This window comes from Verrucosispora sp. ts21 (assembly GCF_002879555.1).
GTDB lineage: Bacteria > Actinomycetota > Actinomycetes > Mycobacteriales > Micromonosporaceae > Micromonospora > Micromonospora gifhornensis.
Map to the genome: position 1 here is coordinate 145,754 of NZ_PNOZ01000002.1, position 13,598 is coordinate 159,351.

At 72.1% G+C, this 13,598-nt stretch carries 11 protein-coding genes; 5 read left to right on the top strand and 6 right to left on the bottom strand.

All coding sequences use genetic code 11. The annotated features are described in order from the left end of the window. Positions 1-64 precede the first annotated feature (64 nt). The 3 genes from eccCa to C1A38_RS01395 all read left to right on the top strand — a co-directional run bounded on the left by eccCa (position 65) and on the right by C1A38_RS01395 (position 6,244). Positions 65-4,015, top strand: a complete 3,951-nt coding sequence (gene eccCa, locus C1A38_RS01385; RefSeq protein ID WP_102655996.1) for a type VII secretion protein EccCa — start codon at positions 65-67, stop codon at positions 4,013-4,015. A gap of 86 nt (positions 4,016-4,101) precedes the next feature. After that, the gene (gene mycP, locus C1A38_RS01390) at positions 4,102-5,412 is read left to right on the top strand and encodes a type VII secretion-associated serine protease mycosin (protein ID WP_373306859.1); all 1,311 of its coding nucleotides are present in this window, start codon (positions 4,102-4,104) and stop codon (positions 5,410-5,412) included. 61 nt (positions 5,413-5,473) lie between these two features. After that, positions 5,474-6,244: a phosphatase PAP2 family protein gene (locus tag C1A38_RS01395; protein ID WP_502696909.1), complete on the top strand. Its 771-nt coding sequence runs from the start codon at positions 5,474-5,476 to the stop codon at positions 6,242-6,244. A 3-nt stretch (positions 6,245-6,247) separates the two neighbouring features. Here the strand turns inward: C1A38_RS01395 and C1A38_RS01400 are convergent, their stop codons facing one another. The 6 genes from C1A38_RS01400 to C1A38_RS01425 form a co-directional block, all read right to left on the bottom strand. Further along, entirely contained in the window at positions 6,248-7,426 is a 1,179-nt protein-coding gene (locus tag C1A38_RS01400) for a MarP family serine protease (RefSeq protein ID WP_013736300.1), read from the bottom strand. A 63-nt stretch (positions 7,427-7,489) separates the two neighbouring features. Then, complete coding sequence (locus C1A38_RS01405; RefSeq protein ID WP_102655997.1) at positions 7,490-8,197, bottom strand: NUDIX hydrolase; 708 nt, start codon at positions 8,195-8,197, stop codon at positions 7,490-7,492. A gap of 13 nt (positions 8,198-8,210) precedes the next feature. Next, positions 8,211-8,864 (bottom strand): TlpA family protein disulfide reductase, encoded by a 654-nt coding sequence (locus C1A38_RS01410; RefSeq protein WP_102655998.1) that lies wholly within the window; start codon positions 8,862-8,864, stop codon positions 8,211-8,213. Next, positions 8,861-9,670, bottom strand: a complete 810-nt coding sequence (gene nth, locus C1A38_RS01415; protein WP_199180044.1) for an endonuclease III — start codon at positions 9,668-9,670, stop codon at positions 8,861-8,863. Before nth ends, C1A38_RS01410 begins: the two co-directional genes overlap by 4 nt. Positions 9,671-9,724: 54 nt before the next feature. Further along, complete coding sequence (locus C1A38_RS01420; protein WP_102656000.1) at positions 9,725-10,873, bottom strand: CapA family protein; 1,149 nt, start codon at positions 10,871-10,873, stop codon at positions 9,725-9,727. 57 nt (positions 10,874-10,930) lie between these two features. Next, on the bottom strand, positions 10,931-11,593 hold the full coding sequence (locus tag C1A38_RS01425) for an adenosylcobinamide amidohydrolase (RefSeq protein ID WP_102656001.1): 663 nt from the start codon (positions 11,591-11,593) through the stop codon (positions 10,931-10,933). A gap of 211 nt (positions 11,594-11,804) precedes the next feature. Between C1A38_RS01425 and C1A38_RS01430 the strand changes: the two genes are divergently transcribed. Further along, entirely contained in the window at positions 11,805-12,482 is a 678-nt protein-coding gene (locus C1A38_RS01430) for a Crp/Fnr family transcriptional regulator (RefSeq protein WP_013736306.1), read from the top strand. Positions 12,483-12,942: 460 nt separating this feature from the next. Then, positions 12,943-13,578: a TetR/AcrR family transcriptional regulator gene (locus C1A38_RS01435; RefSeq protein WP_102656002.1), complete on the top strand. Its 636-nt coding sequence runs from the start codon at positions 12,943-12,945 to the stop codon at positions 13,576-13,578. The last annotated feature ends 20 nt before the right edge of the window (positions 13,579-13,598 follow it).

Sequence of the window (13,598 nt, forward strand, 5' to 3'; positions counted from 1 at the left end):
CGAACGGGAGCACTTTACCTACGATGAGCCAGCTTCGGGTCACCGAGCGCGGTCAGGAGGTCGCGTGTCCACTGTCGTCATCCGGCGGCCGCCCCGGCGTCCGGCACCGCAGATCCCGGTCGGTGAGCTGCCGGTCGAGGCACCACCGGAGATACCCGCCGTCACCGGTGGACGTTGGCACCAGATGTTGATGGTGCTGCCGATGCTCGGCGGCACCATCGCCATGGCCATGATGTTCGGCCGGGGCGGCGGCGCCTACTCGTACGTGGTGGGGGCCATGTTCGGGCTCTCCTCGCTGGCCATGCTCGTCACCAGCTGGGGCAGCGCCTCGGGCAGCCCCCGCAAGTCCGAGATGATGGCGGCCCGCCGTGAGTACCTGCGACACCTGGCGACGTTGCGGCGGCAGGTGCGACAGGCTGCGGCGCAACAGCGCACCGGGCTCTGTTACCGGCACCCGGACCCGGGGCTGCTCTGGTCGACGGTGGACAGCCACCGGGTGTGGGAACGCCGGCCCACCGACCCGGACTTCGCCGTCGTCCGGGTCGCGGTCGGGCCGCAGACCCTGGCCACGCCGCTGATTCCACCTGTCACCCGCCCGTTGGAGGAGTTGGAGCCGATGACGGCGGGCGCGCTGCGCCGGTTCCTCGACGCGTACTCGGTGGTGCCCGACCTGCCGGTGGCGCTGTCGCTGCGCAGTTTCGCCCGCGTGTTCGTCCGGGGCACGCCGGCCGGGAACACCGGCTCGCCGGCCGCGCAGGCACTGGTCCGGGCGATGCTCACCCAACTCGCCGTCTTCCACGCGCCGGACGAACTCCTCGTCGCCGTCTGCGCCGGGCCGGAACGCCGCGACCGCTGGGAGTGGACCAAGTGGCTGCCGCACGCCCAGCACCCGACGCGCAGCGACGCCCTCGGTCCGGTACGCCTGGTGACCAGTTCGGCGATGGAACTGGAGCGTCTGCTCGACGAGGTGCTGGCCAGTCGGCCCCGGTTCAGCCCGGCCGGGCCCGCCACGGACGGCCCGCACCTGGTGGTCGTGCTGGACGGCGGTGACCTCACCGGTGCCACCGAACTGGCGGGCGACGGTGGCATCGACGGGGTCACACTGATCGATCTGGACACTCCGCCGCCTCGGCTGCTCGACCGGTTCGCGCTGCTGCTGGAGCTGCGCGAGGGCCGGCTGCACTCGCATTCGGCGGACGAGGCCGCCGAGGTCGGCACCGCCGACGCTCTGAGCATCGTCGAGGCCGAGGCGGTGGCCCGCCGGCTGGCACCGTTGCGGCTGGCCGCCGCCACCGGCGGCAAGGATGCGGCGCCCGGTGTCGAGCCGGGTCTGCCGGAGCTGCTCGGCCTCGGCGACCCGGCGGGCTTCACCGCCGAGCAGGGTTGGGCCCCCCGGTCGGCCCGCGAGCGTCTGCGGGTGCCGCTCGGGGTCGGCGTCGACGGCGGTGCGGTCGAGCTGGACCTCAAGGAGTCGGCGCAGGACGGGATGGGCCCGCACGGCCTGCTCATCGGCGCCACCGGCTCGGGCAAGTCCGAGTTGCTGCGTACGTTGGTGCTCGGGCTCGCCGCCACCCACTCGTCGGAACAGCTCAACTTAGTGCTCGTCGACTTCAAGGGCGGCGCGACGTTCGCCTCCTTCGACCGGCTGCCACACACCGCAGCGGTGATCACCAACCTGGCGGACGCCCTGCCGCTGGTGGACCGCATGGTCGACGCGATCAACGGCGAACTGGTCCGGCGGCAGGAGCTGCTGCGCCGGGCCGGCAACTTCGCCAGCCTGCGCGACTACGAACGGGCCCGGGCGGCGGGCAGTCCGCTGGCCCCGCTGCCGTCGCTGCTGTTGATCTGCGACGAGTTCTCCGAACTGCTCTCCGCCAAGCCCGACTTCATCGACCTCTTCGTCCAGATCGGCCGGTTGGGCCGCTCCCTCGGCGTGCACCTGCTGCTCGCCAGCCAGCGGTTGGAGGAGGGCCGGCTGCGCGGGCTGGACACCCACCTGTCGTACCGGATCGGTCTGCGGACCTTCTCCTCGCTGGAGTCGCGCACCGTGCTCGGGGTGCCGGACGCCTACGAACTGCCCCGTACGCCGGGGCACGGTTATCTGCGCTTCGGCACCGAGCCGTTGCTGCGGTTCAAGGCCGCGTACGTCTCCGGGCCGGTGCGGCGGCGGGGGACGTCGGCCTCGGCGGCAGGTCCGGACCGGCCCCGGTTGCTCACCTTCTCCACCCACTTCACGCCGGCTGCGCAGCCGCCCGTCCTGGCCGTCACCGCCGAGCCGGACGAGGAAACCGGTCAGACTCTGCTCGACCTGCTGATCGGCCGGCTCACCGGGCAGGGTCCACCGGCTCACCAGGTGTGGTTGCCACCGCTGGACGGCGCCCCCGCGCTTGACGAACTGGTCGGGCCGCTCACGATCGATCCCGGCCGGGGCCTGACCTTCGGCAATCCGGAGCTGCACGGCGCCCTTCAGGTGCCGGTGGCGGTGGTCGACAAGCCGTACGAGCAGCGTCGTGACCTGCTCTGGTTGGCGCTGGACGGCGCGGCCGGCCACGTCGCGGTGGTCGGCGGTACGCAGAGCGGCAAGTCCACCGCACTCCGTACGCTGATCTGCGCTCTGGCCCTCACCCACACCCCGGCCGAGGTGCAGGTCTACTGTCTCGACTTCGGCGGTGGCGGGTTGGCGGCGGTACGCGACCTGCCGCACGTCGGTGGGGTGGTCGGGCGGGCCGATCCGACAGGCGTACGCCGCACCGTGGGTGAGATGGCCACCCTGCTGGCGGAGCGGGAACGCGCCTTCGCCGAATCCGGGGTCGAGTCGGTGGCCGCCTGGCGGCAGCGCCGAGCCGCCCGACTCGCCGGCGGGTCGGCCGAGGGTGACCGGTTCGGTGACGTCTTCCTCGTCGTCGACGGCTGGGCGACCCTGCGCGGCGAGTACGACGACCTGGAACCACTGATCACCGATCTCGCCACCCGGGGCCTGTCGTACGGGCTGCACGTGGTGGCGACCGCGGTGCGCTGGCTGGACTTCCGCCCCGCCATCCGGGACCTGTTCGGATCCCGCCTGGAGTTGCGGCTCGGTGACCCGTCCGACTCGCTCGTCGCCCGGCGCGCGGCGGCCGACGTGCCGGAGCAGACGCCGGGGCGCGGCATCACCGCCGCGAGTCTGCACTTCCTCGTCGCGTTGCCCCAGTCCACCGGCTCCGATACCGCTGCCCTGGTGAAGCAGATCGGCGGGGCCTGGTCCGGGCCGTCCGCTCCCCCGGTGCGGCTGCTACCGGCGGTGCTGCCGTACGCCGATCTGGATCGCGACGCCGCCACCGGGTTGCGCATCCCGATCGGGATCGCCGAGGCGGACCTGCGCCCGGTCGTGCTCGACTTCACCACCGAACCGCACTTCGTGGTCTACGGCGACGCCGAATGCGGCAAGTCGTCGTTCCTGCGTGCCCTGGCCAGCACGATCGTCAGCAGGTTCACGCCGGAGCAGGCCCGGGTGATCCTGGTCGACTACCGGCGCAGCCTGCTCGGCGTGATCGAGGAACCCCATCTGATCGGGTACGGCACCACCGCCGCACACACCACCGACCTGGTCGAGTCCGCCGCCGGTTACATGCAGGGCCGGATTCCCGGTCCCGATGTCGGCCCGGCCCAGTTGCGGGACCGGTCGTGGTGGTCCGGCCCGGAGTTGTTCGTCCTGGTCGACGACTACGACCTGGTGGCCAGCGGGCCGGCGAACCCGCTGCGGTCACTTGAGGAGCATCTGCCGCACGCCCGCGACGTCGGGTTGCACCTGGTGCTGGTCCGTCGCTGCGGTGGCGCCGGCCGGGCGCAGTACGAGCCGATCGTCCAACGGCTACGCGAACTGTCCACCTCGGGCCTGGTGATGTCGGGCAGCCCGGACGAAGGCGCCCTGGTCGGCCCGGTACGGCCCGGTCCGTTGCCCGCCGGGCGTGGCCGACTGTTCACCCGACGGGAGGGCGTACGGCTGGTCCAACTCGCGTACTTGCCGCCACAGTGACGTCGAGTATCGCGAACGTCCCTGGAAACGGGACGGAACCGGTAATCTCCGATCGTCATGTCTGCTGCGACCGAACGGCTGAGAATGTGACAAGGGTGCGGCACAGTCGCCCGCCGGGGCCTCGACGGCTGGCCGGCCGGGCGCTGCTCGCTGCGGCGGCCACCGCCGTGTCGGCTGTCGCTGCGGCGGTGCCGGCTGCCGCCGTACCGGCGAACCCGAGCGTCACCGTGCCGGTGGCGTACGCGCCCGGCGACGTGACCGACCGTGCCGACCAGATCCGCGACGAGCAGTGGCAGCTCGACAAGCTCGGTGCCCGGACCGCCTGGCGCACGTCGACCGGCCGGGGCGTGACAGTGGCCGTGATCGATTCCGGGGTGGACGGTTCGCACCCGGATCTGGCCGGGCGGGTGCTGCCCGGCATCGACCTGGTCTCGCCGGACGGGGCGGCCGAACCGGATCCGGTCGGGCACGGCACCACCGTGGCGGGCCTGATCGCCGGGCGCAACGACGACCGTCAGGGCGTGGTGGGGCTGGCCCCGGACGCCCGGATCCTGCCGGTACGGGTGCTCGACGAGGAGAACCGCTACGACGACGCCCTGATCGTCGCCCAGGGTGTGCGGTGGGCGGTCGACAACGGCGCTCAGGTCATCAACCTGTCACTCGGCGGCAGCGGGGACAGCCCGGCGCTGGCCGCCGCCATCGACTACGCCTTCGCCCGGGACGTGGTGGTCGTCGCCTGCACCGGCAACCTGGCCACTTCACCCGACGCGAAGGTGTGGTACCCGGCCCGGGAGCCGGGCGTGATCGCGGTCTCCGGGCTGGAACGGTCCAGCAACAACCTGTGGAGCGGCGCGATCACCGGCCGGGCCACCGTGCTGACCGCGCCGGCCAGCGGTCTCGTCGGCGCCCGGTCCCCCGCCGGCTACTGGCGGGTGCAGGGCACCAGCTTCGCCGCGCCGCTGGTCGCCGCCACCGCCGCCCTGGTCCGGGCCCGCTATCCGCAGATGTCCGCCGGCGACGTGGTGAACCGTCTGCTGGTCACCGCCAAGGACATCGGTCCCACCGGCCGCGACGACCGGTTCGGCTACGGCCTGGTGGACCCGATCGCGGCGCTGACCGCGGATGTGCCGCTGGTGCAGCACAACCCGTTGGACGACAACGAGACACCGGGAATCAGCGGGTTCGGCCCGGCACCGGGCTCGATCCCCACGCCGGACCCGGACGCCGAACAGCTCGGCTTCACCGCGCCGCAGCAGGAGACCCGCTGGCGGGCTCGGGCGGCGGGCGCGCAGGACAGCAGCGGCACGGATCGGCTCTGGATCGGCTCGGCGATCCTCGTCGCCCTGGTCACCGGCGCCCTGCTCATGGTGCGTCGGTTCCGGCAGTCGCCCCGCTGACCGTCGACGAATTCGTCCGATCCCCGGTAGCGGACCCGGTGGTGCGGGTACAACGATCGCCGTGGGCAGCGATCGGCGTAGTCTCCCGCCTACCTCATGGCGACAGCGACGGCTGCCTGTGGTCGGCGCGACACCGTCGGGCCGTACGCCGGCGGTCAGCCTGCTGACGTTCCTGCCGTTCGCCCTGCTCACCGGGTTGGTGCTGGGTGGTTGGGCACCACTGCACCGGCTGGACGTGACGGTGACCGAGCACCTGCACGGGTACGCCGTCGCCCATCCGCTCTGGGTCCGGGTGATGAGCGTCTGGACCGACGCCTTCGCACCGATGCCGCTGCGCGTCGCGGCGCTGTTCCTGGTGCTCTGGTTGGTGCGCCGCGGCGCTCGACGGCTCGCGGTCTGGGTCGTCACCACAATGGTGGTCGGCGGTCTGCTCGGGCCGCTGCTGAAGCTGCTGGTCGGCCGGACACGACCGGATCTGCCGGATCCCGTGGCGGAGGCGCCCGGTCTGGCCTTCCCGTCCGGGCACGCGCTGAACGCGGTGCTCGCCGCCGGGGTCCTCGTGGTGGTGTTCCTACCTCGGCCGTCCACGCCGGCCCGAGCAGGTCAGCCCGAGACCGGGGCCGGGCCGGGTGCCCAGGCGGCGGTCTGGCTCGGCGCGCTGTTGATCGCCCTGGTCACCGGCTTCAGCCGGGTCGCCCTCGGCGTGCACTGGAGCAGTGATGTGCTGGCCGGCTGGCTGCTCGGGTTGACGGTGGTCATCGCCAGCACCGCCGCCCTGGGCGTGTGGCCCCGGGCAGCGTCGCCGCGGCGAAGTCCGGCACCGCACCGTTGAGCGTCAGGTGCACTCACCGGTGTCGACGCCCCGGGTACGCTGCGCGCCCTCCAGGGCCACCGGGCGGGCTTCGGCGGCGGTCACCGCGAAGCCGGTGTTCGGGTCGTCCGCCGCCGCCGCGAAGATCACCCCGAGGACCAGCCCGTTCGAGGAGACAAGCGGCCCGCCGGAGTTGCCGCTGCGCACCAGCGCCCGGATCGTGATGATCTCCCGGGTCACGTTGCCGGAGGAGTAGATGTCCGGCCCGGTGATCCGGTCGACGTCGCGGACCCGCGCCGACTGGGCGTTGTACGGCCCGTCCAGCGGGAACCCGAGCACGATGGCGTCCGCGCCGGTGGACGCGTTGCCGGCGGCGAACCGCATGGAGGGGCCGGGCAGCCCGGGCACGTACAGCACGGCCAGGTCGCGGTTCGGGTCGTAGACGACGACCTCGCCCTCGTACCGCTCGCCGCGCAGTTCCACCGCCACCGAACGGGTGCCGGCGACCACGTGCGCGTTCGTCATCACCCGGTCGTCGGCGTACACGAAGCCGGAGCCCTCGATGCGGCGGGAGCAACTCGGTGCGGAACCGAGCACCTTGACCACGGAGCGCTGACCGCTGGCCACCACCTCGGAGCCGGCCAGCGCCGGGTCGGGCGGCTCGACCTGCCGGGCCTGGGTACGCCGCAGGCCGTCGAAGACGTCCGGGAACCCGTTCGTGTCGACGGTGTCGCGCAGCGCGGTGGAGAGCTGCTGCGCCTGGTCGGGCAGCACCCGGTCGACCACGTTGAGCAGGGCGCTGCTGCGTACCGAGGCGGCCAGCCAGGGCAGCGACGAGGAGCCGAGCGGCACCGCGACGAGCCAGGCCACCAGCAGCACCGCGAAGAGTGAGACGAAGGCGCCGCCGACGTCGTCTACCCGGCGGGCCACGTCATTGTTGATGGTTCGACGCAGGTGCGAACCGAGCCATCCGGCGAGTGCCTGACCGATCACGGCCAGTCCGAAGATGGCGGCCAGCGAGATCAGCACCCGGGTGCCGCTGTCGACGAACTGCTGGGCGAACATCGGCCCGATCTGGAGCCCGATCAGGGCACCCAGGAAGAACCCGGAGAACGACAGCACCCCGATGACGAACCCCTGTCGGTATCCGCTGATCGCGAACACGAGCATGAGCAACAGCAGGACGAGATCCACGGCCGACACGGCTCAAGCGTACGGGCCGACAGCTCGCGGAATGACGATCGCTAGCGGAAGGTGACCGTCCGATCAGCGCATCGCGCTCTCGTCGACGTCGTCGGTGCCGGCCGAGGGAGCGGGCGTCGCCTCGGTCGGCGGCAGGTCGATCACCCGGTTGTGGGACCACGGCCGGCTCCACCCGCCCATGTCCAGCAGACCCGACAACACCCCCGCGGTGAATCCCCAGACCAGCATCCCGCGTACGGAGAACGCCGGGCCGATCCAGCCGCTCGGGTGGCGTACCTGCATCCGGTTCTCCGGGTCGACCAGTTCGACGATGGGCAGCCGGGCGACGTGGGCCACCTCGGCCGGCTCCCGCGCGTGCACCGGGTGCGGGGCGTGCCACCAGGCAAGCACCGGCGTGACCACGAAGTCGCTGACCGGGATCCAGAGTCGGGGCAGCTCGGTCAGCAGGGTCACGCTGCCGACGTCCAGCCCGACCTCCTCGTTGGCCTCCCGCAGTGCGGTCGCGGCGGCGTCGGCATCCTCCGGGTCGGCGGCACCGCCGGGAAAAGCGGGCTGGCCGGCGTGGTTGCGCAGCGTCGCGGCCCGTTGGAGGATCAGCACGTCCGGGCCGGTCTCACCCTCGCCGAGCAGCACCAGCACGGCGCTTTCCCGGCCGCCGTGCTCCGGCGTACGCAGCTGGGTGAAGTCCTCGATGCGGGCGGTGTCGAGGCGGGCCAGCAGTGGTTGCAGCCAGGCCGGCGCGCGGCGGGCCGTCTCCGGTGGCTGACTCATCGCGCCACCTCGCTCACGCTCCGACCGTGATGTCGAGATGCTGCTCAACGAGCTCGGTGAGCTGGGCGTCGTCCAGCGCGCCCGAGGTGTCGATGTGCCGGAGCTGCCCGTCGGCGGCCAGGAACAGGGTCATCGGGAACGCATTGCGGCGCAGCGCCCGCTGCATCGCCTGCCCCTGGTCGACAAGCATCGGGAACCGTACGCCGAAGTCCTCGCCGATGGACTGGGCGGCGCTGCGGCTGTCCTGGGTGTTCACCCCGATGACCCGGAGCTGCCCTTCGGCGCGTTCGCTGAGCCGTTGGAAGGCGGGCAGTTCCTTGCGGCAGGGCGGGCACCAGGAGGCCCAGATGTTGATCACTGCTGGGCCGCGTACCTCCCGCAGGGCGACCGGTGCGCCGCCGGTGAAGCAGGTCAGCGACAGCTCGGGCAGTTGACTGCCGCCGCTGCCGGTGTCGCCGGCCGGGCGGTCGTCGGCCGAACTGCCCGGCGCACCGTCGTCGCCTGAGCTGCCCGGGGCGCTGGTCAGCGCGGCGCAGTCGGCGAACGGCGACGGGCGGCTGGCGGCCGGGTCCTGCCGGGTGGGTGGGGGCTTCTCGGCCTCGGCGGTGCAGGCGGCGGTGGCGACCAGCAGCAGCGGCATGGCGAGCAGAGCGAGCCGGCGGATCATGGCGCCTCCGCCCGGACCGCCTGCACCGGCACCAACTCCGGATCGACCCCGGCGGCGACCGCGAGGTCACGGGCGCGGGGGCCCTTGAGCAGCTTCGCCGCGGCGGCCGGCTCGGTGGGCCCGGTGCCGTACGACGGGCAGAGCTTCGACAACGTGCACGCTCCGCAGGCCGGCTTGCGCGCGTGGCAGACCCGCCGGCCGTGGAAGATGATCCGGTGCGACAGCATGGTCCAGTCGCGCTTCGGGAACATCGCCCCGATCGCGTGCTCGATCTTGACCGGGTCGGTCTCCGAGGTGAGCCCCCAGCGGTGCACCAGCCGCTGGAAGTGGGTGTCGACGGTGATGCCGGGCACATCGAAGGCGTTGCCGAGGATGACGTTCGCGGTCTTGCGGCCGATCCCGGGCAGCGTCACCAGGTCGGCCAACCGGCCGGGCACCCGGCCGTCGTAGCGTTGCACCAACGCCTGACCGAGCTGGATCAGTGAGTTGGTCTTGTTGCGGTAGAACCCGGTGGGCCGGATCAACTCCTCCATCTCGGCCCGGTCCGCCCCGGCGTAGTCGGCGGCGCTCGGATAGCGGGCGAAGAGCTTCGGAGTGACCTCGTTGACCTTCTTGTCCGTGCACTGGGCCGACAGGATGGTGGCGACGGCCAACTCCAGCGGGCTGGTGTGGTTGAGCTCACAGTGCGCGTCGGGGTGCGTCTCGGTCAGCACGCGGCCGATCCGCCGCGCCCGCCGGGTACGCCCGAGGTCGGTCTCGGTGGCACTTCTGGTCACGACGGCCAGCCTACGTCGCCCCGCCGACACGGCGACGGGCACGCGTACGCAGGGTGGCTCAGCCCTCGTCGGGTGCCGGGTGACTCAGCCCGCGGCGGGCGGGCTGATCTTGCCGGAGTCGGTGAACCTGGCGCCGGTCTCCGGGAAGTCGAGCTTGGTGACTTCCTTCAGCAGCCCGAGGCCGCGATCGTCGGGATCCACCACCGGCTTGCGGACCCCGTCCATGTACGTCGACACGAACGAGCCGCCCGCCCAGGTGCCGTCCTCCTCCAACGACACCTTGAGCACCCCACCCCAGCCGAGTCGCCCGTTGTTGCTCAGCGAGTTGCCGCCACCGGCGAAGTTGCCCAGGCTGTACGCGATCAGCCGGCCCTTGTAGAACTCCATGCCCCGCAGCACGTGCGGACCGTGCCCGACCACCAGGTCCGCCCCGGAATCGATCATGGCTCGGGAGAACTTGATCGGGTCACCCCGGTTCTCGCCGAGGAACATCTCGGTGCCCGGTCGTACCCGGGTCATCTCCGCACCCTCGGCACCCATGTGCACCTGCACCACCACGATGTCGGCCATGGTGGCGGCCTTCGCGATCACCTTCTTCGCGGCCGGGATGTCGGTCAGGCTGTTCGACCAGCGGTACGACGAGAACCCGGCCACCGCGACCTTGACGCCCTTGACCTCCACCACGGTGATCTGGTCGGGGGCGCCGGTGTGCTCCAGCCCGTGCTCCTCCAGCGCCTTCTGGGTGTTCTCGTACCCCTTCTCACCGAAGTCGTAGCCGTGGTTGTTGGCCTGGTTGAGCAGGTCGAACCCGGCGTCGGCGAGGTGTGCGGCGTACTCCGGCGGGGCCCGGAACTGGAAGCAGCGGGTCGAATCCGCCCCGCACTTGCCGGCCCCCGTGTCCACGGTCAACGGCTCTTCCAGGTTGCCCATCACCAGGTCGGCGGCGAGCGCCTTCTTCACCGAGTCGAAGAAGCCCTTGCCGTTGTTCGGCGGCAGCCGGTTGGGTGCCATCGCCATCACGATGTCGCCGGTGGCCGAGAGCGAGATCTTCTTGACCTTCGGCGTCGGCGACTCGACGGGGGCTCCGGTGCCGCCACCGCCCGCACCGGGTTGCCAGATCGGCCCTTCGGTGACTTCGGCACAACCGGCGAGCAGGAGCGCAGCGAACAGCGCGCCGAGCACGGCCAGGGCAGGGCGGCGACGTCGGGACGCAAGGGGGGCGGGAGCATACATCGTGGGCGACCCTACCGGGCCGAAAACCGGATCACGACGGCCGATCGGTCGAGGAGTTCAGACCCGGAGCCGATCCGACCATGGCACGACTGTGCCGGTCCCGACAGCGAGCACGGCGGCATGGACCGCCCGGGCCAGCGGCGCGCCCCACTCCGACCGCGGGCCACCGTACGCGCTGACCGGACCGGTCGGTGGGCACAGCACGGTGACCGCGTCGGTCGGGGTCCCGGTGCCCGGCAGGCCGAGTTCGGCGATCGCCTGCGCCTTGGCCTCGGTGGCCGTGGCCACCGCGTTCACCAGCGCGGCGTCGCCGAGCCGGGCCGGCACCCACGCCACGATGTTGACCGTGCCGACCCGCTGGGCGACGGTCGGGGTCGCCGGCGCCGCCGCGGGGATCGGGGTGCCCAGGCCGACGGTGGCCCACACCCGCACCCCGGTGTCGGTCCGGGTCAGCACCTCGCTCACGTCGACACCGGTCAGCAGGCCCACCCCGGGTCCGTCGAGGCCGAGCCGGCGGGCCATCTCGCCCAGGTGGGCGGCCGGGTCCTCCCGGTCGTACGACATCGGCACTGTCGCGTTCAGCACCCACCGTCGTACGCCGATGCCACCGCCGAGCGGAGCGCTGCTGACCGCCCGCAGCGGTCGCCTCGCCCGCCACACGAGTAGCGGAATGTCCCACCCGTCCTCACGACGAGTGGTCAGCAGGGGGTCGCTCAGCACGCCGTGACCTTACGACCAGCGGCTCCGCCAGATCGGGTGGGCCGGCGATCGTAGTGGGTGTCGGCGACGGGCGGGTTACACCAACGATCAAGATTCCAGGGGTGGACCTCTGATTACTGCTCACGTGCGCCTAGACTGGGCGGCGCGCGAGGGGATCAGCGGACGGCAGTCCCGGCCGAGCAGACGGCACGCGCAACCGGAGGTGTGCGCGATGGACGAGGTACTGGCCCGCAGCGGGATCTTCCAGGGCGTTGACCCGGAGGCTGCCGAGGCGCTCGCCAAGGAGATGGAGACGATCGAGGTCCGCAAGGGCGAGGTCGTCTTCAACGAGGGCGAGCCCGGCGACAGTCTCTACATCCTGCTGTCCGGCAAGATCAAGGTGGGTCGCCGCGCGGCGGACGGCCGACAGAACCTGATCGCGGTCATGGGACCGTCGGACATGGTGGGCGAGCTGTCCCTGTTCGACCCGGGCCCGCGTACGGCGACCGCCACCGCGGTCACCGACAGCCGCCTGGCCCGACTGCGCAAGCAGGCCCTGCGCCCCTGGCTGAACAACCGGCCGGAGATCGCCGAGCAGTTGCTGCGGGTGCTCGCCCGCCGCCTGCGCCGGACCAACGACGCCCTGGCCGACCTGATCTTCACCGACGTGCCCGGCCGGGTCGCCAAGAACCTGCTCCAGATGGCCGGCCGCTTCGGCACCCGCGACGGCGGCGTGCTGCGAGTGACCCACGACCTCACGCAGGAGGAGATCGCCCAGCTCGTCGGCGCCTCCCGGGAGACGGTCAACAAGGCCCTTGCCGACTTCGCCTCGCGCGGTTGGCTGCGCCTGGACGGCAAGAGCATCATCATCCTCGACCCGGAGCGCCTGGCCCGCCGCGCCCGCGTCTGACCCCGTCTGCTCACCCACCCGCTCGGCCCGCCACCGCGGACCGGGCGGGTGGCGCTTTTCCACGTCCAGCCCGGCCCTCGGCCCTCGGTGCCCCGACCCCTTGGCCATCGCCCCTTGACAGCCCTCGGTGCGCCCTCGGCTCGGACCGAGGGCCAGGAGGTTGGTCCGTGCGAGCAGGGGGTCCCTCCCCTTCCGCCCTGTGTCCACGCCCCCCTTTGCTCTGCTTCAACCCACGCAATGGTTCGCCGCCAACAACGATGCGTGGGTTGAAGCAGAGCAAAGGGGCACAGTGAGGTGCCGGAGGGGGCGACGCGGGAGGGGTTCGCGGGCACGTACGCGCCGCAGTCTCCGCCGGTCGGCACGGTGTGGCGTGGAGATCAGCGGGGCGGGCCGAGGCAGCCGCAGGAGCGATAAAAAAGTCAGTCTTGACTGTTTGTTTCTGGCGCGGCAGGCTGTGCGCGTGTCCACCGCATCGACCCGGGTCCCTCAACAGGAACGCAGTCGCGCCACTCAGGCCCGGCTGCTGGAGGCGACCCTCGACTGCCTGGTGGAACACGGTTGGTCCGGCACCACCACGACCGTCGTGGCTCAGCGCGCGGGCGTTTCGCGGGGTGCCCAGCTGCACCACTACCCGACCAGGGCCGCCCTGGTCACCGCCGCCGTCGTGCACCTCACCGAGCGGCGGGCGGCGGAGTTGCGCAGCGAAGCGGAGACCCTGCCGGCCGGCCCAGGTCGGCTGGACCGGGTCGTCGACCTGCTCGCCGCCGCCTTCACCGGGCCGCTGTTCGTCGCCGCCCTCGAACTCTGGGTGGCCGCCCGTACCGACGCCGAACTACGTGCCGCGCTGCTGCCGCTGGAGGCCCGGGTGGGCCGGGAGATGTACCGGCTGACCGTCGAGCTGCTCGGGGTGGACGAACGCCGGCCCGGCGTACGCGAGGCGGTGCAGGCAACCCTCGACCTGCTGCGTGGGCTGGGCGTGGCCAATCTGCTCAGCGACGACTCGGCCCGGCGGACCGCCCTGCTGCAGGCCTGGAAACACCAGCTCGCCGCCCTGCTCACCCCCGCTGCCGACCCGCCGGGGAGCGCGCGGCACTGACGATCCCGCCCGGAGGCATC

Bases quoted from the DNA above. Each gene is read 5' to 3' on its own strand.
- C1A38_RS01405 (WP_102655997.1), bottom strand. From the start codon at position 8,197: ATGAGTCAGCCACCGGAGACGGCCCGCCGCGCGCCGGCCTGGCTGCAA.
- C1A38_RS01410 (WP_102655998.1), bottom strand. From the start codon at position 8,864: ATGATCCGCCGGCTCGCTCTGCTCGCCATGCCGCTGCTGCTGGTCGCC.
- C1A38_RS01420 (WP_102656000.1), bottom strand. From the start codon at position 10,873: ATGTATGCTCCCGCCCCCCTTGCGTCCCGACGTCGCCGCCCTGCCCTG.
- C1A38_RS01430 (WP_013736306.1), top strand. From the start codon at position 11,805: ATGGACGAGGTACTGGCCCGCAGCGGGATCTTCCAGGGCGTTGACCCG.